The sequence below is a fragment of the Arthrobacter sp. UYP6 genome (assembly GCF_040547315.1).
Lineage (GTDB): Bacteria > Actinomycetota > Actinomycetes > Actinomycetales > Micrococcaceae > Arthrobacter_B.
The window spans coordinates 77653-97913 of sequence record NZ_JBEPPM010000003.1 but is presented as its reverse complement, the minus strand read 5'-3'; the positions used below and the strand labels follow the sequence as shown (position 1 = coordinate 97913).

Here is a 20261-nt window from a genome sequence, read left to right as displayed (position 1 = left end):
TGGATGCGGAGGTGTTCGGGACGGTCACAGTTGTTCCTCGCTTGTTTCTGCCGGCTCGGCCGGCAGGAGTTCGGTGATTGCTGATACCAGCGGTGTCTTCTCTTCGGGGGTGCGGTTGCGGAAGCCGGTGTCCACGGAGGTGGAGCCCAGCTTCCAGGTGATGATGACCAGACCTTCCTTTTCCACGAATTTTCCGGCCATGCCCCGCTCCAGGCGGACGCTTTCCAGGTCTTCGCGCGGAATCCAGACGTCCGGGGCACCGCTGCGGACCAGCAGCAGGCCTTCATCGAAGACGGCGGCGGTGGCGTTGGACTTCACGCCCAGGCCGTAGACGGCAATCCGGTCCAGCCAGTCACCGGCGGTGGTGGTGCAGACGTACTGGCCCAGCGCCTGGAAGCGGGGTTCTTCCAGTCCGTCGGGCATCGGCGCGGGGCGCGCCACGTTCTGCTGGCGCTGCTGGCGTCCGCGCCAGCTCCAGGCGAAAAGACCCAGGAGCACCAGGATCAGGGCAAGCGTGCCCAGGCCAAATATCACGCGATCCATGCGTACTCCTCTGCGGAAACGGGGTGAGGTGTGTTCAGGGCGGCGTCCAGAACCGTGGGATGGCCGGCGAAGAAGGTCGCCTGCACAATTCCGGGCAGTTCAAGCCCGGCAAACGGTGAGTTGCGCCCCTTTGAAGCCATCTTAGAAGGGTCCACCGTGCGGTGCGCAGACGGGTTCACCAATATGACGTTGGCCGGTTCTCCGGCTGCCAGCGGCCGGCCCTGCGTGCGGACACCGCCAATGGCCGCCGGAGTGATGGACGTCACCCGGGCAAAACCTTCCCAGTCCATCAGCCCGGTCTCGATCATGGCGTGCTGGACCACGGAGAGCGCGGTTTCCAGCCCGGTCATGCCCATGGCTGCCTGCGCCCACTCGCATTCCTTATGTTCGGAGGGGTGCGGGGCGTGGTCGGTGCCCACAATGTCGATGGTTCCGTCGGCCAGGCCGCGGCGCAGCGCCTCAACGTCGGCCGCGGTGCGCAGCGGCGGGTTCACTTTGTACACCGGGTCATAACTGCGGACCAGGTCGTCGGTGAGCAGCAGGTGGTGCGGGGTGGCTTCGGCGCTCACGTTGATGCCGCGTTCCTTGGCCCAGCGGATGATCTCCACCGAACCGGCAGTGGACACATGGCACACGTGCAGCCGGGATCCGGTGTGCCGGGCCAGCAGGACGTCGCGCGCAATGATGGATTCCTCCGCCACCGCGGGCCAGCCGGCCAGCCCCAGCACAGCGCTGACCTCGCCCTCGTTCATCTGGGCGCCCTCGGTCAGGCGCGGCTCCTGCGCGTGCTGGGCGATCACGCCGTCGAACGCCTTCACGTATTCCAGCGCCCGGCGCATCAACATTGGATCCGAAACGCACTTGCCGTCGTCGGAGAAAACGCGCACGCGGGCGCGGGAATCGGCCATGGCGCCGAGCTCGGCCAGGCGTTCGCCCTCCAGGCCAACGGTCACCGCACCCACCGGGCGCACGTCCACCCAGCCGGACCGGCGGCCCAGGCTCCAGACCTGCTCCACCACACCGGCGGTGTCCGCCACGGGGTTGGAGTTGGCCATGGCGTGGACGGAGGTGAATCCGCCCAGCGCGGCGGCGCGGGTACCGGTTTCCACGGTTTCGGCGTCTTCGCGGCCGGGTTCGCGCAGGTGGGTGTGCAGGTCCACCATGCCCGGCAGTGCGATCAGGCCTGCGGCCTCAATAACGACGGCGTCCTGCGGCGCCTGCAGCGCCGTTCCGACGGCGGTGATCAGGCCGCCGCTCATCAGGATGTCGGCGGTTTCCTTGCCGAGCAGGGAGGCGTTGCGGATCAGATAGGTTTTTACGGTGTGGCTGGGGGTGGGCGCCGCGGGGGCGGGGGCAGATCTCACTGTGCGTTCTCCAGGGTGGCGGTGGCAGCGGAGGTGTTCTCGCCGGCCAGCAGTAGGTAAAGGGCGGCCATGCGCACGGACACGCCGTTGCTGACCTGCTCCAGGATGGTGGACCGGGGGGAATCGGCCGCGCGGGAGGAAATCTCCAGGCCGCGGTTCATCGGACCGGGGTGGAGCAGGATGGTGTCGGTGAGGCCGAGGGTATCCAGCCGGCCGAGCCGGACGTCGTCAAAACCCCAGCGCCGTGAGTACTCGCGGACCGAGGGGAAGAACGCGGAGTTCATGCGTTCGCCCTGGACGCGCAGCATCATGACGGCGTCGGGCCGGGTTTCCAGGGCCGCGTCCAGGTCATAGCTGATCTCGCACGGCCAGGATTCGACGCCGAACGGCAGTAGCGTGGGCGGCGCCACCAGCGTCACGGTTGCCCCCAGGGTGCGCAGCAGCCACAGGTCCGAGCGTGCCACGCGGGAGTGGAGCACGTCTCCCACGATCACCACATGCATGCCGGTGAGGTCGGTGCCGGTGGAGGCCGTGCCGTGCAGCCGCGCCCAGTGCCGGCGCATGGTGAACGCGTCCAGCAGCGCCTGGGTGGGATGCTCATGCGTGCCGTCACCGGCATTGAGGACAGCGGCGTCGATCCAGCCTGAGCTCGCCAGCCGCGCGGGGGCGCCGGAGGACCCGTGCCGGATGACAACGGCGTCCGCGCCGATGGCAGCCAGGGTCTGCGCGGTGTCCTTCAGCGATTCGCCTTTGGAGACCGAGGATCCCTTGGCTGAAAAGTTGATCACATCGGCGGAGAGTCGCTTGGCGGCCGCTTCAAAGGAGATGCGGGTACGGGTGGAATCTTCGAAGAAGAGGTTCACCACGGTGCGGCCGCGTAGCACGGGCAGTTTCTTGACCTCGCGCTGGGAGACTGCCGCCATTTGTTCGGCGGTGTCCAGGATGGCCAGTGCATCGGTGCGGCTGAGGTCCCGGGTGGAGAGTAGATGCTTCACAGGGTGCCCTCGATAACCACTTCGTCCGCTGCCGACCCGTCGGTTTCATGCAGCCGGACGCGGACCTTTTCGGTGGAAGCGGTGGGTAGATTCTTACCCACATGGTCCGCACGGATGGGAAGTTCGCGGTGTCCGCGGTCCACCAGGACGGCAAGGCGGACAATCCGGGGGCGGCCCAGATCCGTCAGCGCGTCCAGTGCGGCGCGGATGGTCCTGCCGGAGTAGAGGACATCGTCAACGAGGACCACCACTTTGTCATCGATTCCCGACAGCGGCACTTCGGTGGCGTGCGGAGTGCGGGTAGGTTGCCGGGCCAGGTCGTCACGGAACATGGTGACGTCCAGCTGTCCCACGATGGCGGCGGGATCCACTGATGGATCTGCGGCGGCAATCTTGGCGGCAAGCCGGCGGGCGAGCGGGTAGCCCCGGCGCGGGATCCCCATTAAAACGAGGTCTGCGGAGCCTTTGTTGGCTTCCAGGATCTCATGTGCAATCCGGGTAAGCGCGCGGTCAATGTCAGCTGAAGCCAGAACGGTGCGTGCGGGTGCGGGTGCGCCCGGCGGGTTGGACAAGTCCATATTCTGCCTCCTCCTTCCCCGCCTCACAGGACGGAATTTAAAGGGTGAATGCCTGTTCAAACTACCACAGCAGGTGCGCCGCCTCACCAACTGTGACGTCGTCCCGGTACCGACCCGGCTATCCCCATCACGCCGATTTCCGGCACCGCAGCGCCTTTTCCTTTTAGGGTGGGCCAATGACAGGTGCAACTTTATGAGCGGGCACGGTCCCGGCCACCTTCCGGAGTCGGCCCGGGGTTCGTGGACTCAGTCTGCGGGCGGAGCTCAAGGATCCCGGGAGCCCACGCCTGCGCAGCCGCCGGGCCACGGCCCGGCACCGGTTCAGCCGCTCTGGTCCGCGCAGCCGCAGGGAGCAAAGGGAACGGCCCTTACCGTTCTGCTGATCATCGGGGCCGCGCTGGCACTGCTGCTGGTGGCCTGGTTCCTGTGGTCGCAGCTGGGTAGCGCAGCCTTTGCCCTCTGCGGGGTCCTGGCCCTGGTTCCGCTGGGCATCTGTCTGCTGGGGCTGAAGTGGGTGGACCGGTGGGAGCCGGAACCCCGGTCCGTGCTGTTTTTTGCGTTCCTCTGGGGTGCCGGCATATCGGTGGGCATCACCCTGCTCGCGGGCCCCTACGTGGCCCGGGCCTTCTACGCACTTCTTCCCGGTTTTGCGCCGGAGTTCATCGGCCCGGTCCTGGAGGCACCGATCGTGGAGGAAATTGCCAAGGGTTTGGGCGTGCTGATTCTGGTGTTTGTCCGCCGCAGCTCCTTTGACGGGCCGGTGGACGGTGTGGTGTATGCGGGGACGGTGGCGGCCGGATTCGCCTTCACCGAAAACATCCTGTACTTCGGCTCCGCACTCATTTCCAGCGGCGGTCTGGGCGCTCAGCTGGGCTTCGTCTTTGTGCTTCGGGGGATTTTCTCCCCCTTTGCGCATGTGCTTTTCACCTCAGCCATCGGCCTGGCCCTGGGGTTCGCGGTCCGGCGCGGCGGAACCGCCCGGATCATCGGAGCGTTCTTCCTCGGCCTGGCGGTGGCCATAGGAGGCCATATGTTCTGGAACGGCGGAACAGCGCTGGTCTCGGGCAGCTTCCTGATCTTCTATTTCCTGCTTCAGGTACCGCTGTTTGCGCTGGCCGTCACGGGAGTGATCCTGCTGCGTCGCGGGGAGCAGCGGCTCACCCGGAAGCGGTTGGACGAATATGCGGCCGCGGGCTGGTTCACGCCGCAGGAAGTGCTGATGCTCTCCACCCGCGCAGGCAGGCACCAGGCGCTGGCCTGGGCCTCAGCCTTCGGAGCACGCCGGACCATGAAGACCTTCATTGCGGACGCCACCCGGCTGGCCCTGACGCGCCAGCAAATCGCGGTCGGACGGAACCTGCCCACCAATCAGGCCACCGAACACGCGCTCCTGCAGGATCTCATCCGCACCCGCACGGTAATGCTGGCGCGCTCCTTGGGGCGGCCCTAGGCGGGCAGCAAAAAACCCGCCCGGCTCACCATGAGTGGCCGCGGCGGGTTTCAGTGCTGAAACCTGCGCTGCAAACAGGTCCCCAGCGCGCTGGTCAACCTGAGGACTCGCTTTTGCCCTAGGGTCAGGCCAGCAGGGAAGGCTTCAGCTGGTGAAGCCGGCCCAGCAATCCGTTAACGAAGGACGGCGACTCGTCCGTGGACAGGGTCTTGGCGAGTTCAACAGCTTCGCTGATGGCCACCTTGTCCGGGATGTCGTCGTTGTACAGCAGCTCCCAGGTGCCGATCCGCAGGATGATGCGGTCCACTGACGGCATCCGTTCCAGCGGCCAGCCCTGTGAATAGGTGCTCAGGAACTCGTCGATGGTTTCCTGCATGGAAACCACACCCTCCACCAGGTCCATGGTGTAGGGGTTGATCGTCTGATCGGTCTGTTCCCTGCGGGCCTTGATCATGTCAAAGGCTGATGCTGAACGCTGCTCAGCTTCAAACAGAACTTCCAGTGCCCGGGTCCGGGCCTTTGTGCGTGCACTCACTCGTTAACGCGTCCCAAATAATCGCCGTTGCGGGTATCTACCTTTACCTTGGTGCCCTGTTCGAGGAACAGCGGAACCTGGATTTCATAGCCGGTCTCCACGGTGGCGGGCTTGGTGCCGCCGGTGGAGCGGTCGCCCTGCAGGCCCGGCTCGGTATACGTGATTTCCAGTACCACCGACGGGGGCAGCTCGATGTACAGCGGGGAGCCCTCGTGGATGGCAATCGTCACCATCATGGATTCGAGCATGAAGTTGGCGTTCTCGCCCACGATCGTCCCCGGCACGGTCAGCTGGTCGTAGTCCGAGGTGTCCATGAAGACGTAGTCGTCGCCGTCCTGGTACAGGTACTGGTAATCGCGGCGGTCAACGCTGGCAGTTTCGATCTTGATGCCGGCATTGAAAGTCTTGTCGACCACCTTGCCCGAACGCACGTTGCGCATCTTGGTACGGACAAACGCACCACCCTTGCCCGGCTTCACGTGCTGGAACTCGATGATGCTCCAAAGGTTGCCTTCAAGCTTCAGCACGGTGCCGTTCTTGATGTCGTTGGTCGTCGCCACAGTTTCTCTTTCGTTGATTCGCCGAGTTTCGTTTTAAGTCCGTCGACCATTCTACCTGCTCCGGGAGCCTACAGGCTGAGGCGGATGCCGCCCTGCGGCTCGGAAGCGATCTCCTGGTAGGCCGCAAACAGCAGTGACGTGTCCGGAACCTCAAGGATGGAGGGCTTCGCCAAACCGTCCAGGACCACAAAGCGCAGCAGGTCGCCGCGGGATTTTTTATCCCGGCGCATCCCGTCCAGCAGGGCCGACCAGCGGTCCTTCCGGTAGCTGACGGGCAGTCCGAGGGACTCCAGGATCTCCTTGTGGCGGTCCGCGGTGGCGTCATCGAGCCGTCCCACCATGCGGCCCAGCTCAGCGGCGAAGACCAGTCCCACGGACACCGCGGCACCGTGGCGCCACTGGTACCGTTCGGCCAGTTCAATGGAGTGGCCCAGGGTGTGCCCGTAGTTCAGGAACTCGCGGCGCCCCGCTTCGCGCAGGTCTGCGGAAACAACCTCGGCTTTGACGGCAATGGAGCGTTCCACGAGTTCGCGCACCACGTCGGAAGCGCCGTCGCCCACTGCTGCCGGGTTGGATTCGATGAGGTCCAGGATGGCGGGATCGGCGATGAAGCCGCACTTGACCACCTCGGCCATGCCGCTGAGCAGTTCGTTCTTGGGCAGGGTTGCCAGGGCGTCCAGATCGGCAAGAACCCCGGCCGGCGGGTGGAAGGACCCCACCAGATTCTTGCCCTCGGCCGTGTTGATGGCCGTCTTGCCGCCCACGGCGGCGTCCACCATACCCAGCAGCGAGGTGGGAATATGCACCACCTTGATCCCGCGCAGCCACGTGGCGGCCACGAAGCCTGCCAGGTCGGTGACGGCCCCGCCGCCCACTGCCACAATGGCGTCGGAGCGGGTGAAGTCGTTCTGGCCCAGGACCTGCCAGCAGAACGAGGCCACCTGGATGTGCTTGCCTTCTTCGGCGTCGGGGATTTCCGCTGTCACCGCGGTAAGGCCGGCGGCTGCCAGTTCATCGCGGACCGTGTCACCGGTGGCGCGCAGGGCCCGGGGGTGGATCACCAGGACGCGGTGCACCCGCTCCCCCAGCATGGCCGGAAGGCGGTCCAGCAGCCCGTTGCCGATGACGACGTCGTAATTGCTTGCGGGGCTTTCGCCGGTCACCGGGATAACGGTGGGATCGGAGGCCATGGAATTATGCTCCTTCATTGAGGAAAGGTGTCAGCCGGTCGATGACGGCCGGGACGGTGAGTCCCCTGGTGTCGATGGTGATGTCTGCCAGGGATTCGTAGACGGGGCGGCGGGCTTTGGCCAGCTCTTCCCACCGGCGCGCGGGGTCGCCGGCGAGCATGGGGCGGTTTCCGGAACGGATGATGCGGGGCAGGACGGTCTCCAGGTCCGTGTCCAGGAAAACCACCGTGGCACGGCGCAGCAGCTGCTGAGTGCCGGTGTCCAGGACCGCGCCTCCGCCCAGCGAGATGACGCCGGGAACTTTTTCCGCCAGCGCGGAGGCCACGGTGCGGGCTTCGACCTCGCGGAACCCGCATTCTCCACGGGCCGCGAAAATTTCCGGAATCGGCCCGTGGTGCTGGGCCACCAGCTGGTCCGTGTCGGTGAACCTGAGCCGCCGCCGGGCAGCCAGTTCACGTCCAACCACCGATTTGCCGGCCGCCATGAAACCAATCAGGACAATATGGGCAGCGGGTCCCACGCGGCCGCCAAGATCACACCGGTCCGGACGCTCAGGGCTGCCGGACATTGGTGCCAGCCGACTCGAGGGCGGTGGGGATGTTCTCCAGGTAGGTGCGCAGGTTCCGTGCAGTTTCCGCCACCGAGTCCCCGCCGAACTTCTCCGTCACCGCTTCAGCCAGCACCAGGGCCACCATGGCTTCGGCCACCACGCCGGCGGCCGGAACGGCGCAGACGTCGGAACGCTGGTGGTGGGCCCGGGCGGGCTCGCCGGTGCTCACGTCAACGGTCTGCAGGGCATGCGGAACGGTGGCGATGGGCTTCATGGCGGCGCGGACGCGCAGCACCTCGCCGATGCTCATACCACCTTCAATGCCGCCGGCCCGGTTGCTGGAACGGACCACCCGGCCCTCGGCATCCTGCAGGATCTCATCATGGGCGGCGGACCCGCGGCGCGCTGCCGTGAGGAAGCCGTCACCGATTTCCACGCCCTTGATGGCCTGAATTCCCATCAGGGCCCCGGCAATCCGGGCGTCCAGCCGGCGGTCCCAGTGCACATAGCTGCCCAGCCCCGGCGGCAGGCCATACGCCACGACTTCCACCACACCGCCCAGGGTTTCGCCGTCCTTATGGGCGGCGTCCACCTCGGCCACCATGGCTGCAGATGTCTCGGGGTCGAAGCAGCGCAGCGGATCGGCGTCCAAGACTGCAACGTCAGCAGGGCCGGGCAGAGCGGAGCCCTCGGGGCTGCCCACACCCGCAATGCTCACGGTGTGCGAGAGAAGCTCAATGCCGAGGGACTTCAGGAAGGAGGAAGCCACAGCTCCCAGCGCCACCCGGGCAGCGGTTTCCCGGGCACTGGCTCGCTCCAGAACGGGGCGTGCTTCATCGAAACCGTACTTCTGCATGCCGGTGAAGTCAGCGTGGCCGGGGCGGGGCCGGGTCAGCGGCGCGTTGCGGGCCTGCTCAGCCAGAAGCGCAGGGTCCACGGGGTCAGGGGACATGACCTGCTGCCACTTGGGCCATTCAGTGTTGCCCACTTCAATGGCCACCGGCCCGCCCTGGGTCAGGCCGTGCCGGACTCCGCCCAGAATCCGCACCGCGTCCTGCTCAAATTTCATCCGGGCGCCGCGGCCGTAGCCCAGCCGGCGGCGTGCCAGCGCCTCCTGAATCAGGGAGGTGTTCACTTCGACGCCAGCAGGGACGCCCTCAACTATTCCTACCAGTGCAGGCCCATGGGACTCACCGGCGGTCAACCAACGCAACATGGTTTCAATACTGCCATGTCCGGTGTGCGGGTTCAGCGCCGCGGTGCTCCGAGTGCGTCACACATCACGTTTGTGACGGCCAGCTCGTCGCGGAACTTCTCCCCTGCGAAGAGACGGACCTGTTCCACCGCCTGATAAATCAGCATCTCCTGGCCCGGGACGATTCGCCCGCCGCGATCGGCCCAGACGCGGGCAATGCGGCTGGGCCAGGGATCGTAGGCGACATCCAGGAGGACGGTGCCGGAGAGGTCCGGCGCACCCGACGTCACGGTATCGGCGAGGGAATCGGCAGCGCGCGGCGGCAGGGTGGAGATGACGACGTCGGCGGCCTGGCATGCTGTCGCCGCTTCTTCCCAGGAGCGCAGCGATAGCGGTGTTTCCGTCCGACTGCCGGCTGCCTGCACGGCTATAGTGCCGTCTGCCGCTGCCGGAAACCGGCGGGCATAGACATCAACGGTGGCTGCGCCGAGCGCTCCCGCCGCAGCCACGGCTGCGCAGGCCGTTCCTCCGGATCCCAGGATGGCGATCCGTGGTGCCGGCCGCGACCCGGCGTGCCGGAGCGCGTTCACGATTCCTGCCACGTCGGTGTTGTGTCCGGTAAGGACCACGCCGTTATCCGTGTAGTCGAAGGTCACGGTGTTGAGCACCCGCAGCGCCGCGGCCATGGACGTCAGCCGGTCCATGGCAGGCAGCAGGGCCGCTTTCAGGGGCATCGTCACCGACAGGCCGGCCCAGCGCGGTTCCGCAGCATCGGGCTCCCGGAGAGTGGCCGCGAAGGCAGCGGCCCTGTCTTCGGGAACGTCCACCGCATCATACGTGCAGCGAAAGCCAAGGAACTCGTAGGCGGCGCGGTGCAGGAGCGGAGATTTGGAGTGGCCGATCGGATGCCCCAGGACGGCTGCCCGCCTGGCGAATTCCGTCAACTACCCGCACCTGCCCGGTTTCTGGGTGCCGCACCATTCCTGGTACTGGGCCACGTACTTGGCGTGCTCGGCAAGCGTAGACGAGAACTCGGTCTGGCCGGTGTCCAGGTTGACGGTCACCCAGTAGTAGAACGGCACGTCGGCCGGGTTGGCTGCAGCCTGGATGGCCTCTGTGCTCGGTGAACCGATCGGTCCCACCGGCAGCCCCGGATTGGCGTACGTGTTGTACGGGTTGGACTTGTCAGCCTTCTCTTCGGGCGTCAGATCGTAGCTCTTGCGGCCTAGGCCGTACGTGACCGTCGCGTCGGACTGGATCAGCCCCGAGGTTTCCACGTTGTCTGCGCGCAGCCGGTTCTGGATTGCTCCGGCAACCTTGGCGTAGTCGGCTTCCCCGGCCTCGGCCTGGATGATGCTGGCCTTGGTAAGGATCCGGTACTGCTCGGCGGGATCGGTGATGCCCGCTTCTTCCAGCGTCGCAAAGGAGCCGTCAACCATCTCCGTGAGGATCGAGTTTGCGTCCTGGTCCAGGGGGAAACGGTATTCGCCCGGGTGCAGGTATCCCTCCAGGGAAACGGCTGCCGCTGGCAGACCAAAGGCCTGCGGGTCTTTGGCGAGGGCATCAAACTCGGTGATGGGAATACCGGTGGAGGCGCTGAGGATCTCGAATACTTCGCCCTGACGCAGGTCACGGGCCACAGCGGCATAGTGCACGGCTGCCCCCTGCTCGCCCAGCAGCGCCTCAAGGGCCGATGAGGAGGACATCTGCTGTTTCATCTCGTAGGAGCCCGGCTGGATTTCCCGGCCGTCAGACTCCGTCTGGAAGGCGTTCACGAATTCCTTGGAGGTGGCAACAATATCCGCGGTTTCCAATTTGTTGCCGATCACCAGTGGGCCGTCGCCCTCAGCAACGGTGAAACTCACGCTGCCGGTACCGGCACCTTCATAGTCCTTGATGTCGTTCATGCCCAGCAGGTCCCGCAGGAACAGTGTCAGGCCGAAGACCACACCGGCAAAAAACACCAGGACAACCAGCATCACAATGGTGCGGCGCCGCCGTCGGCGCTGCTTTTCACGTGACGGGCGGCGGCTCCGGCGTGTCTCGGTTTCTTCAAACAAACCGGCCACGGGGGCGGCTGTCTCCGGCTCGTAGCCCGCATCATGGTGTGCGGTCGGTTCGTACTCCGGTTCCGTTCCCATGGCTGGATAGTCCGGATATCTGTGGCTCACAGCGCAGACCCGTTTCCGCGCTTGTTGTCCTGGGAAATAGTTGGCTCCTGTGTCGGGGCCGGCAGGGCGCCTGTCTGGCGCTGCTGCCGGCAAGTTGTGACCGGCTCCCCCACGTCGCGTCCAAGGGAACGCTGCATGTCAATAGCGTGCTGCAGAATTGCCACAGCCGCTGCCTGATCCACCACTCTACGGTGATCTTTGCTGTTCAAGCCAGCCTCATGAAGAGATCGATGTGCAGATACCGTGGTGAGGCGCTCATCCACCAGGGAAACGGGAATGCGATTTCCGCTGCGTTCCAGCTCGGACAGCAGCACGTCAGCGTAGTCCCGTGCCATCTGGGTGGAGGCAGTTTCCGTGCCCTTCATACTGCGGGGCAGACCGACAAAAACCTGCACGGCACCTCGGTCTGCCGCCTCGCGGACAAGAACCCGAATATCGCTGTTCTTTTTTGGGTCCCTTTTCAAGGTCTTCACGGGCATCGCCAGCATGCCGTCCGGGTCGCTGACGGCCAGCCCCACACGGACCTGGCCGACATCTACCCCCAGCTTAACCCCGCGGGGGTAGACCTGATGTTCCAATACTCAGCCCCGGTTGGCTACTGCGGCCGTCACGGCAGTAAGTGCTTCACCGAGTTTGGCGGCGTCCGAGCCGCCGCCCTGGGCCACGTCGTCCTTACCGCCGCCGCCGCCGCCGAGGACTCCGGCAGCAACCTTGACCAGTGCGCCGGCCTTTACTCCGGCGGCGCGGGCCTCCTCGTTGGTGGCAACAATCACCACGGGGCGGGAGTTGGCGACGCCCGCAACGGCAACAACCGCAGCGCCGCTGCCGAGGCGGGAACGAAGGTCCAGCGCCAGGGTGCGGAGGTCGTCCGCTCCGGCGCCGGTACCGGCGTTGTGCGCCAGGACCCGGACACCGTCCACGTCCACGGCCTTGGAGACCAGTGCGGCGGCGGAGGCAGCCAGCTGCTCCCGGCGCAGACGCTCAAGTTCCTTTTCGGTGGCCTTCAACTTGGCCAGGGTGGCTGCCAGGCGGTCGGGCAGCTGCACGGAGGGAACCTTGAGCATTTCGGAAAGCTCATTCACCAGGGCGCGTTCGGCAGCCAGGTGACGGAACGCATCCATGCCCACAAACGCCTCAACGCGGCGGTTGCCGGATCCCACGGACTGCTCGCCCAACAGGGTGAGGCTGCCGATGCGGGAGGTGGACTCCACATGCGTGCCGCCGCAGAGTTCACGGGACCAGTCACCGTTCATCTCCACCACGCGCACGGTATCCCCGTAGGCTTCGCCGAACAGGGCCATGGCACCCAGGGCCTTGGCATCGGCCAGGGACATGATCTTGGTCTCGACCTGGTAATTGCTGCGGATCGCAAGGTTGGACACCTCTTCGATCTCCGACTTCGCGGCATCGGAGAGGCCTTCACCCCAGGAGAAGTCAAAGCGTAGGTAACCGGCCTTGTTGAAGGAACCGCGCTGCAGTGCCTCCGGACCGAGGATCTGGTGCAGGGCGGCGTGCACAATGTGCGTACCGGAGTGCGCCTGCTCTGCTTCGTGGCGGCGCTGGGCGTCGACGGCGGCCAGTACGTTGGCGCCTTCGGCAATTTCGCCCTCACGGACAATGGCCTTGTGGACGCTCAGGCCCTTGACCGGGCGCTGGACGTCCTGCACTTCCAGGACAAAGCCGTCGCCGGTGATCAGGCCGGTATCGGCAGCCTGGCCGCCGGCTTCGGCGTAGAACGGGGTTTCGTTGAGCACCAGGGAGATTTCGGTGCCCTGGCCGGCGTACGCAACCCGTGAGCCGCCGGAGATGATGCCGCGGACGGAGGATTCACTGGTCAGCTCGTCATAGCCGGTGAACACGGTCTGTCCGGCGGCGAGGAGTTCGTTGAACACCGAGACGTCGTCGTGGCCGTGCTTCTTGCCGCGGGCGTCTGCCTGGGCGCGCTGGCGCTGTTCGAGCATGAGGGAGCGGAAGCCGGCCTCATCAACCTTCAAGCCCGCTTCCTCGGCCATTTCCAGCGTGAGGTCAATGGGGAAGCCGTACGTGTCGTGCAGGGTGAAGGCGTCCTCGCCGGACAGCGGCTTGTTGGCGGCCTGGGACATCTTGACCGCTTCCTCAAGGCGCTCGGTGCCGGAGGCAATGGTGCGCAGGAACGCCTTTTCCTCGGCATAGGCAATGCGGCTGATGCGCGCAAAGTCGGTTTCCACCTCGGGGTAGACGCCCTTCATGGCGTCCCGGGAGACGGGCAGCAGTTCGGGCAAAACGGCAGTCTCCACGCCCAGCAGGCGCATGCTGCGCACCGCACGGCGGATCAGGCGGCGCAGCACGTAGCCGCGGCCCTCATTGGACGGGCTCACACCGTCGGAGATCAGCATCAGGGCGGACCGGACGTGGTCCGCGACCACGCGCATCTTGACGTCATCCGCGTGGTGCGGATCCGAGGGGTCCTCGGCGGAGGTGTAGGTCTTGCCGGAGAGTTCGGCTGCCCTGTCCAGGACGGGGCGGACCTGGTCGGTCTCGTACATGTTCTCCACGCCCTGGAGGATCATTGCCAGGCGCTCCAGTCCCAGACCGGTGTCAATGTTCTTCTGCGGCAGTTCGCCGGCAACATCGAAGTCGGTCTTGGACCGGACGGCGGAGAGCTGGTACTGCATGAAGACCAGGTTCCAGATCTCGATGTAGCGGGTCTCGTCGACGGCGGGGCCGCCTTCGCGCCCATAGGCCGGTCCGCGGTCGTAATAGATTTCGGAGCAGGGGCCGCCCGGGCCGGCCTGGCCGGTGTTCCAGTAGTTGTCGGCCTTGCCGGTGCCGATGATGCGTTCGTTGGGGATACCAATCTTGTCCCGCCAGATGGCGCGGGCTTCGTCGTCGCGCTCATCGCCGTCTTCGTAGACGGTAACCCAGAGGCGTTCGGGGTCCAGGCCAAAGCCGCCCTGTTCCACGTCCGAGGTCAACAGCTCCCACGCAAACGTGATGGCGTCTTCCTTGAAGTAATCGCCAAAGGAGAAGTTGCCGGCCATCTGGAAGAACGTGCCGTGCCGCGCTGTTTTGCCCACCTCCTCGATGTCCGCGGTGCGGATGCACTTCTGCACACTCGTGGCCCGGCTGTAGGGGGCCTTCTCACGGGCGGTCAGGTACGGAATAAAGGGCACCATGCCGGCCACGGTGAACAGCAGCGACGGATCATTGGTGACGAGCGACGCGGAGGGAACCACCGTGTGGCCCCTTTTGCTGAAGAAATCCAGCCAGCGGCGTGCAATCTCGTGGGACTTCATGGTGCTTTTTACCCTTCCGGTAATTCAGGCGTGCGCAGCTTTCGCTGCGGGCAGGTAGTGCCAGGTATGCGGGCCAGTTGTGGCGGTCAGCGGCGTACGGCGGCCATGGTGTCGGCAACCGTGTCGCCGGTCTCCATGCCCAGGGCGGTGCGCAGGTCACCTTCGCGTTCGGTCATGCCTTCACGGAACGCGTTGGCAAAGTCCTGCAGGGCATCGGCTGCGGTGCCGACGGCCCGGTTGAGTCCGGCCGGACCCAGGGTGTTCTTGGCGTCCGAAAGACGCCGGACGGCGATGACCCCGATGGTGACACCGATGGACATCCAAAAGACTCGCTTGATCATTCTCTTCGCTCCTGTGCTGGTGGCGGATTTAGCGGCTGCGGCGGCCGCGGCTCTTGCCGCGTGAGGAAAGGGCCGAACGGACGCCGTAGCTGAAAGCTGAAACCTTGATCAGCGGCGATCCGACTGTGGCAGCCACCAGGGAGGACAGTGCGGAAATGTTGGCTGTGGCATCCGAGACGTTGGACGAAATACCGTCCACCTTCTGCAGCTGCAGGTTGGTGGTGGACACGGTGGTGGTGACTTCCTCCAGCAGCGGAGTGGTTTCGTCGCTGATGGTGCGGATCGCGCCGCGCAGCTCATCAAACACCTTGCCCAGCTTCCAGATCGGGACGGCCAGCAGCACCACCAGCACCGCAAACACACCGGCAGCAATCAGACCGGCAATATCTCCACCCGACATGGTTCTCCTCTTGGGTTGAAAACTAAGACTTTCCGCTATGTACCTTACCTACAACAGGCCAACAGCACTTACTTCTTCCCGCCCGGGGCGCGGGAGCGCGGCCGGTCGCGGGGCACTTAACCGAACAGCCCGCGGCACGGGGCCGCGGGCTGTCCTGAAAAATCGAGAAAACTCGAAATTAGCGTGCGTAGTATTCCACGACGAGCTGCTCTTCGCAGGTCACGGGAACTTCCGAGCGCTTCGGGCGGCGCACGAGGCGTGCCTGCAGCTTGTCCAGGGAAACATCCAGGTAACCCGGAACGGCGGGCAGGACGTCGCGGTGGGCGCCGGCAGCGGCAACCTGGAACGGCGTCATGGTCTCGCTGCGCTGGTGCACATGGATGAGCTGGCCTTCGGAAACGCGGAACGACGGGCGGTCCACGCGGGCGCCGTCAACCATGATGTGACGGTGCACAACAAGCTGACGGGCCTGGGCGATCGTGCGGGCAAAGCCGGCGCGCAGCACGAGGGCGTCAAGACGCATCTCGAGCAGCTCGATCAGGTTTTCACCGGTCAGACCGGCGGTGCGGCGGGCTTCTTCGAAGACACGGGTCATCTGTGCTTCGCGGATGCCGTACTGGGCGCGCAGACGCTGCTTTTCACGCAGGCGTACCGCGTAGTCGCTGTCCTGCTTGCGACGTGCGCGGCCGTGCTCACCCGGGGGGTAAGGACGACGCTCGAAGTACTTGGCTGCCTTGGGGGTCAAAGCAATGCCGAGGGCGCGCGAAGCGCGGGCCTGACGGCGTGCACGTGTGTTGTTAGCCACGTTCACCTTTCACTGTTTTGGCGGTTTGGCCACCGCAGCCCAGGCTTGCGCCGGGATACCGTGATGACTGATACGTAAGTACTGGCCTCCATGAGGGAGAGCTCCGGCCAACCGCTGCCTTCTGCTACAGACACGGCACCGGGCACAACTTACGCCCATGAAGGCGGAAGGGGGGTCCGGCGTCGCACTTGCCAGTCAACCATCAATCCTAGCACGCAGGCCGGGGCCCTACTTTCCCCGGATGATTCCGCGCAGCCGCTCCAGCCGCGCCGCAATGTCGCGCTCCACCCCGTTGGCCGTTGGCTCGTAGTAGTTCCGGCCCACCAGGTCATCCGGCGGATACTGCTGTTTGGCCACGCCGTGCGGTTTGTCGTGGGAATAGACGTAGCCCTTGCCGTGCCCAAGCTGCTTCGCGCCGGGATAGTGCGCGTCCCGCAGATGCGCAGGAATCCCCTGTCCGCGCCCGGCACGCACATCGGCGATGGCAGCGTTGATGCCGTTGTAGGCCGCATTGGATTTCGGGGCGGTGGCAATGTGTACCACGGCCTCGGCCAGGATGATCCGACCTTCGGGCATGCCGATCATCTGCACAGCTTGGGCCGCTGCCACAGCGGTTTGCAGCGCGGTGGGATCGGCCATGCCCACGTCTTCGGCGGCGGAAATCATGAGCCGCCGGGAGATGAACCGCGGGTCCTCCCCCGCTTCAAGCATCTTGGCCAGGTAATGCAGGGCGGCGTCCACATCGGAGCCGCGCAGGGATTTGATGAAGGCGCTGGTCACGTCATAGTGCTGGTCGCCGGCGCGGTCATAGCGCAGTGCCGCCACGTCCAGGGCCATCTCTGCGTCGCTGAGGGTCACCTCGGGGATGTCCTCCCCGGCGGTGTGTTCGGAGTACGCGACGCCGGCGGCAGCTTCCAGCGCGGTCAGGCCGCGCCGGGCGTCCCCGGCGGCAAGGCGCACCAGGTGCTCCAGGGCCTCGTCGCTGAGCCGGACCCGGCCTGCCAGACCCCGTTCATCCTCCACAGCGCGCTGCAGCAGTGCTGCAATGTCCTCTTCGGTGAGCGGCTTCAGCGTCAGCAGCAGGGACCGTGAGAGCAGCGGCGAGACCACTGAGAAGGAGGGATTTTCCGTGGTGGCGGCCACCAGTACCACCCAGCGGTTTTCCACGCCGGGCAGCAGCGCGTCCTGCTGGGCCTTGTTGAAGCGATGGATCTCATCCAGGAACAGCACCGTGGTAATGCGGTGCAGGTCGCGGTTGGTCAGCGCCTCTTCCATCACCCGGCGTACGTCCTTGACACCGGCGGTGATGGCGGAGAGCTCCACGAACTTCCGGCCGGAACCGCGGGCCACTACGTGGGCCAGCGTGGTTTTTCCGGTGCCGGGAGGGCCCCACAGCATGACCGATGACGGCCCGGCCGGTCCGCGGTCATCGGCGGACTCAGCCAGGGTGCGCAGCGGGGATCCGGGTCCGAGCAGGTGTTGCTGGCCCACGACCTCATCCAGCGACCGCGGCCGCATCCGCACCGCCAGCGGGCTGCGCGGGCGCTTCCTGCCGTCGTCGTCGCCACGGGTACCAAACCCGCCGCCGTCGTTGTCGTCGCGGGTGCCGGTGTCGTCGTCGTCGCTGTCACTGTCGCTGCTGAACAAATCACTCACTCCCCAAGGCTACTCGTGCCGTAGCGTTGAGAAGGCCCGGCGACTGCCGGCGCTCTGCCCAGCCGAATCAGCAGTCCCGCCAGGAGAATCGCACAATGCCCGTCACCCGCTCCACCTTTGTATCCGCCGACCGGCTGCCGGGCTGGCTGGAACGGTTCGCTGCCGGCAACGGCGACCTGACGCTGACTCCGGAGCACGGCGGTCTGCACCTCTTAGCGGCGAACGGCGCCGAAGCTGACCTGCTGGCGCCGTGGCCGGACGACGGCCGGCCGGGGCGCGGAGCCGACGACGTCGAGCGCCTGGTCTCGCTGGCCGCCCAGTCCCGTACGCTGGGCATCGTACTGCTGCGCCGCGGCGGTTTTGCCGTGGGGGTGGCCCGTGACGGCGTGCTGCTCGCCTCCAAGGCCGGCCGGTATGTCCAGTCCCGGACGGCCGAGCAGGCGGCACGGATTTTCGCCGAACATCCGCCCGAGTACCTGGTTTTTGGCGGCGACCGGCCCCTGCTCGAGCTGCTGGCCCGAGAACGGGTTTTCCACCCCTGGAGCGGCCTGGCCCGGCTGCGTTTCCTGGACGTTCAGGATCCCAAATCCGCGGCGCTGGCCAAGGCCGCGAGGAATGCGGCGTCGGTCTTCATCCGGATCTCGGTCCCTTAGGCGGGGGCCGTCACCGCCCGGAGAGCCTGCGAACAATGTCCGCTGCCGGCTGCTCCGCTGCCAACCGGTAGCACGTGCCGGCCCACAGGCTAACACCCTCCGGGTCCCCCGCCGCTGCTGCGGCGGCGCGCAGCGGAGCCGTGATCTGGTTGACGTACGGATAGGCGTCCGGCGCATCCGGATAGGCACGCATGAAAGCGTTGGTCAGCCCGCGCGCCGGACGGCCGGAGAAGGCCCGGGTCAGTGACGTTTCGGAGAACCGTCCGCCCTGCGCTGCTTCCAGCAGGGCAGCACGGTGCACCGGGCTGGTGCCCGCTTCTCTGCTGAGCAGCAGCAGGGTCCCCACCTGAACGGCGGCGGCACCGGCAGCCGCTGCTGCGGCGGCGTCCGCCGGTGCGGTGATGCCTCCGGCAGCGATCAGTGGCAGGTCGCAGGCCTGCCCGATCCCGCGGAGGAGCCGGTCCAGGGAAACCTCGCCGGGAACCTTGGCGCTGTCCAGCGTTCCGCGGTGACCTCCCGCCTCGGGGCCCTGGACACACAGCACCCGGGCGCCGGCGTCGGCCGCGGCCAGGGCTTCGGCACTGTCGGTGACAGTCACGATGACGCAGATGTCCCGCCCGGCGAGTTCCGCCAGCATCTCCGGGGCCGGCAGTCCGAAGGTGAAGGACACCACCGGCACCCGTTCCTGCAGGACCAGTTCCAGTTTGGCGGGCCAGCCGTCGTCGTCGTCGGGGTCAGGCAGTCCGGGTTCCGCTGCGGTTCCCGCTGCGGTTCCCGTTGCCAGAAGGTTCCGGAAGGCCAGTGCCGCAGCCAGCTTTTCGGCGGCGGTGGTGCCGGTTGTGGCGCGGTAGGTGTTGGCGTGGTCCGGAACAAAAAGGTTCACGCCAAACGGCGCTTTGGTGAGCCTTCGAGTCCGGGCGATTTCCGCTGCCACGGCGGCGGAGCTTTTGTAGCCGGCGGCCAGGAATCCCAGTCCGCCGGTGTTGCTGACCGCCGCGGCGAGTTCGGGCGTGGACGGCCCGCCTGCCATGGGTGCGCCGACCACGGGCACGGAAAGCGACTGCAGGCTGAACATGGTGCGCCTAGAGCGTGACGGTGCCGTCGATGGAGGTGACGGTGGACCCGCCCACCCAGATCTTGCCGTCGCGGGTGAACACGCGGACCCGACCGGACCGCTGCACCGCGGTTCCCTGGGTGACCACATAGCGCTCCGGTGCCAGGGAGGCGCCGATCAGCCATTGGGCGAGGCCGGCATTGAGGCTGCCGGTCACCGGATCCTCGGTGATGCCCAGGCCGGGAACAAAGGCCCGGACCTCAAAGTCTGTTTCGGCATTCTGCGGCTGGGCGCCCATGACGCCCACGCGCAGGTTGCCCATGATGGTGGGATCCGGTTTCAGCGCCAGCACCGCAGCGGCGTCCGGCAGCAGGAGCCCGAGCCAGCCGGGTCCGTTGTCGATCCAGTTGGAGGCGAGGATCTGCGTGCGGTCCAGGTTCAGCGCCCGCAGCGCCTGGTCCAGGACCTCCTCCTCCAAGGGGCCCGAGCGCAGCAGCGGCGGCGCGGCAAAGGCGGCAATGCCCGCGTTGGCGTGCAGCGTGACGAGGCCGATCCCGCATTCCTGCACGACGACGTCGGGATAGCGGCGCTTGTTGCCGGCCTCCAGCCACGCGTGGCAGGTACCCAATGTCGGGTGCCCGGCGAACGGTATTTCTCCGCCGGGGGTGAAGATCCGCACCCGGTAGTCGGCGCCGTCACTGGTGGGAGGCAGCACGAACGTGGTTTCGGACAAATTTGTCCACCGCGCGAAGGACGCCATATCGGAATCCGAAAGTCCCTCGGCTTCCAGCACCACTGCGAGGGGATTCCCCAAATACGGCTCGCTGCCAAAAACGTCCACCTGTTTAAACCACCGCTGCTTCATGCCCAAACTCTATCCCTTAGCTATGGGGAGTTTTATGAAGCTGAGTTTTACGAAGTAAGGCAGGGGTTTGCAGGCCTGGAC

At 66.1% G+C, this 20261-nt stretch carries 21 protein-coding genes; 2 read left to right on the top strand and 19 right to left on the bottom strand.

The window, feature by feature from the left end; genetic code table 11:
- Positions 1 to 24: 24 nt before the first annotated feature.
- From ABIB35_RS03510 to pyrR, 4 genes are read right to left on the bottom strand one after another with little or no spacing between them, the layout of a single operon-like run.
- Positions 25 to 543, bottom strand: coding sequence for a PH-like domain-containing protein (locus tag ABIB35_RS03510; RefSeq protein WP_354178945.1), 519 nt, complete (start codon positions 541 to 543; stop codon positions 25 to 27).
- Positions 531 to 1907, bottom strand: coding sequence for a dihydroorotase (locus ABIB35_RS03505; protein ID WP_354178942.1), 1377 nt, complete (start codon positions 1905 to 1907; stop codon positions 531 to 533). Before ABIB35_RS03505 ends, ABIB35_RS03510 begins: the two co-directional genes overlap by 13 nt.
- A complete protein-coding gene (locus ABIB35_RS03500; RefSeq protein ID WP_354178940.1) occupies positions 1904 to 2902 on the bottom strand; it encodes an aspartate carbamoyltransferase catalytic subunit in 999 nt (332 codons plus the stop codon). Before ABIB35_RS03500 ends, ABIB35_RS03505 begins: the two co-directional genes overlap by 4 nt.
- The gene (gene pyrR, locus ABIB35_RS03495; RefSeq protein WP_354178939.1) at positions 2899 to 3480 is read right to left on the bottom strand and encodes a bifunctional pyr operon transcriptional regulator/uracil phosphoribosyltransferase PyrR; all 582 of its coding nucleotides are present in this window, start codon (positions 3478 to 3480) and stop codon (positions 2899 to 2901) included. The genes ABIB35_RS03500 and pyrR overlap by 4 nt, the downstream gene beginning before the upstream one ends.
- A gap of 193 nt (positions 3481 to 3673) precedes the next feature.
- Between pyrR and ABIB35_RS03490 the strand changes: the two genes are divergently transcribed.
- Positions 3674 to 4930, top strand: coding sequence for a PrsW family intramembrane metalloprotease (locus ABIB35_RS03490; protein WP_354178938.1), 1257 nt, complete (start codon positions 3674 to 3676; stop codon positions 4928 to 4930).
- 124 nt (positions 4931 to 5054) lie between these two features.
- Here ABIB35_RS03490 and nusB read toward each other — a convergent pair whose 3' ends face one another.
- From nusB to ABIB35_RS03425, 13 genes are all read right to left on the bottom strand, one after another.
- Positions 5055 to 5465 carry a transcription antitermination factor NusB gene (gene nusB / locus ABIB35_RS03485; protein ID WP_354178937.1) on the bottom strand — a complete coding sequence of 137 codons (411 nt, stop codon included), beginning with the start codon at positions 5463 to 5465 and terminating at the stop codon, positions 5055 to 5057.
- Positions 5462 to 6025: an elongation factor P gene (gene efp, locus ABIB35_RS03480; protein ID WP_268911462.1), complete on the bottom strand. Its 564-nt coding sequence runs from the start codon at positions 6023 to 6025 to the stop codon at positions 5462 to 5464. The genes nusB and efp overlap by 4 nt, the downstream gene beginning before the upstream one ends.
- A gap of 68 nt (positions 6026 to 6093) precedes the next feature.
- A complete protein-coding gene (gene aroB, locus ABIB35_RS03475; protein WP_354178936.1) occupies positions 6094 to 7215 on the bottom strand; it encodes a 3-dehydroquinate synthase in 1122 nt (373 codons plus the stop codon).
- 4 nt (positions 7216 to 7219) lie between these two features.
- Entirely contained in the window at positions 7220 to 7783 is a 564-nt protein-coding gene (locus ABIB35_RS03470) for a shikimate kinase (protein WP_354178935.1), read from the bottom strand.
- A complete protein-coding gene (aroC, locus tag ABIB35_RS03465; protein WP_354178933.1) occupies positions 7767 to 8981 on the bottom strand; it encodes a chorismate synthase in 1215 nt (404 codons plus the stop codon). The genes ABIB35_RS03470 and aroC overlap by 17 nt, the downstream gene beginning before the upstream one ends.
- Before the next feature lie 32 nt (positions 8982 to 9013).
- Complete coding sequence (locus ABIB35_RS03460) at positions 9014 to 9904, bottom strand: shikimate dehydrogenase family protein (RefSeq protein ID WP_354178932.1); 891 nt, start codon at positions 9902 to 9904, stop codon at positions 9014 to 9016.
- Complete coding sequence (gene mltG / locus ABIB35_RS03455) at positions 9905 to 11101, bottom strand: endolytic transglycosylase MltG (protein WP_354178931.1); 1197 nt, start codon at positions 11099 to 11101, stop codon at positions 9905 to 9907. It abuts the gene before it with no gap.
- Positions 11102 to 11127: 26 nt separating this feature from the next.
- Positions 11128 to 11709 carry a Holliday junction resolvase RuvX gene (ruvX, locus tag ABIB35_RS03450; protein WP_354178929.1) on the bottom strand — a complete coding sequence of 194 codons (582 nt, stop codon included), beginning with the start codon at positions 11707 to 11709 and terminating at the stop codon, positions 11128 to 11130.
- Between the two features lie 3 nt (positions 11710 to 11712).
- Positions 11713 to 14406: an alanine--tRNA ligase gene (gene alaS / locus ABIB35_RS03445; protein ID WP_354178928.1), complete on the bottom strand. Its 2694-nt coding sequence runs from the start codon at positions 14404 to 14406 to the stop codon at positions 11713 to 11715.
- 86 nt (positions 14407 to 14492) lie between these two features.
- Positions 14493 to 14747, bottom strand: a complete 255-nt coding sequence (locus ABIB35_RS03440; RefSeq protein WP_502915717.1) for a hypothetical protein — start codon at positions 14745 to 14747, stop codon at positions 14493 to 14495.
- Between the two features lie 28 nt (positions 14748 to 14775).
- Entirely contained in the window at positions 14776 to 15147 is a 372-nt protein-coding gene (locus ABIB35_RS03435) for a DUF948 domain-containing protein (RefSeq protein WP_354178926.1), read from the bottom strand.
- Between the two features lie 178 nt (positions 15148 to 15325).
- Positions 15326 to 15952 carry a 30S ribosomal protein S4 gene (gene rpsD, locus ABIB35_RS03430; RefSeq protein ID WP_104054795.1) on the bottom strand — a complete coding sequence of 209 codons (627 nt, stop codon included), beginning with the start codon at positions 15950 to 15952 and terminating at the stop codon, positions 15326 to 15328.
- A gap of 228 nt (positions 15953 to 16180) precedes the next feature.
- Complete coding sequence (locus tag ABIB35_RS03425) at positions 16181 to 17608, bottom strand: replication-associated recombination protein A (RefSeq protein ID WP_354178924.1); 1428 nt, start codon at positions 17606 to 17608, stop codon at positions 16181 to 16183.
- 95 nt (positions 17609 to 17703) lie between these two features.
- Between ABIB35_RS03425 and ABIB35_RS03420 the strand changes: the two genes are divergently transcribed.
- Complete coding sequence (locus ABIB35_RS03420; protein WP_354178922.1) at positions 17704 to 18261, top strand: Vms1/Ankzf1 family peptidyl-tRNA hydrolase; 558 nt, start codon at positions 17704 to 17706, stop codon at positions 18259 to 18261.
- Between the two features lie 10 nt (positions 18262 to 18271).
- Here the strand turns inward: ABIB35_RS03420 and ABIB35_RS03415 are convergent, their stop codons facing one another.
- Together ABIB35_RS03415 and ABIB35_RS03410 are read right to left on the bottom strand one after the other, a co-directional pair.
- Entirely contained in the window at positions 18272 to 19336 is a 1065-nt protein-coding gene (locus ABIB35_RS03415; RefSeq protein ID WP_354178921.1) for a nitronate monooxygenase, read from the bottom strand.
- A 7-nt stretch (positions 19337 to 19343) separates the two neighbouring features.
- On the bottom strand, positions 19344 to 20180 hold the full coding sequence (locus ABIB35_RS03410) for a PhzF family phenazine biosynthesis protein (RefSeq protein ID WP_354178919.1): 837 nt from the start codon (positions 20178 to 20180) through the stop codon (positions 19344 to 19346).
- Positions 20181 to 20261 lie beyond the last annotated feature (81 nt).

What these genes read in the sequence shown, in the direction of transcription:
- ABIB35_RS03510 (WP_354178945.1), bottom strand. Translation starts at nt 543, where the DNA reads ATGGATCGCGTGATATTTGGCCTGGGCACGCTTGCCCTGATCCTGGTG.
- pyrR (WP_354178939.1), bottom strand. Translation starts at nt 3,480, where the DNA reads ATGGACTTGTCCAACCCGCCGGGCGCACCCGCACCCGCACGCACCGTT.
- ABIB35_RS03490 (WP_354178938.1), top strand. Translation starts at nt 3,674, where the DNA reads ATGAGCGGGCACGGTCCCGGCCACCTTCCGGAGTCGGCCCGGGGTTCG.
- aroB (WP_354178936.1), bottom strand. Translation starts at nt 7,215, where the DNA reads ATGGCCTCCGATCCCACCGTTATCCCGGTGACCGGCGAAAGCCCCGCA.
- ABIB35_RS03470 (WP_354178935.1), bottom strand. Translation starts at nt 7,783, where the DNA reads ATGTCCGGCAGCCCTGAGCGTCCGGACCGGTGTGATCTTGGCGGCCGC.
- aroC (WP_354178933.1), bottom strand. Translation starts at nt 8,981, where the DNA reads ATGTTGCGTTGGTTGACCGCCGGTGAGTCCCATGGGCCTGCACTGGTA.
- mltG (WP_354178931.1), bottom strand. Translation starts at nt 11,101, where the DNA reads ATGGGAACGGAACCGGAGTACGAACCGACCGCACACCATGATGCGGGC.
- alaS (WP_354178928.1), bottom strand. Translation starts at nt 14,406, where the DNA reads ATGAAGTCCCACGAGATTGCACGCCGCTGGCTGGATTTCTTCAGCAAA.
- ABIB35_RS03440 (WP_502915717.1), bottom strand. Translation starts at nt 14,747, where the DNA reads ATGATCAAGCGAGTCTTTTGGATGTCCATCGGTGTCACCATCGGGGTC.
- ABIB35_RS03435 (WP_354178926.1), bottom strand. Translation starts at nt 15,147, where the DNA reads ATGTCGGGTGGAGATATTGCCGGTCTGATTGCTGCCGGTGTGTTTGCG.
- ABIB35_RS03420 (WP_354178922.1), top strand. Translation starts at nt 17,704, where the DNA reads ATGCCCGTCACCCGCTCCACCTTTGTATCCGCCGACCGGCTGCCGGGC.
- ABIB35_RS03415 (WP_354178921.1), bottom strand. Translation starts at nt 19,336, where the DNA reads ATGTTCAGCCTGCAGTCGCTTTCCGTGCCCGTGGTCGGCGCACCCATG.
- ABIB35_RS03410 (WP_354178919.1), bottom strand. Translation starts at nt 20,180, where the DNA reads ATGAAGCAGCGGTGGTTTAAACAGGTGGACGTTTTTGGCAGCGAGCCG.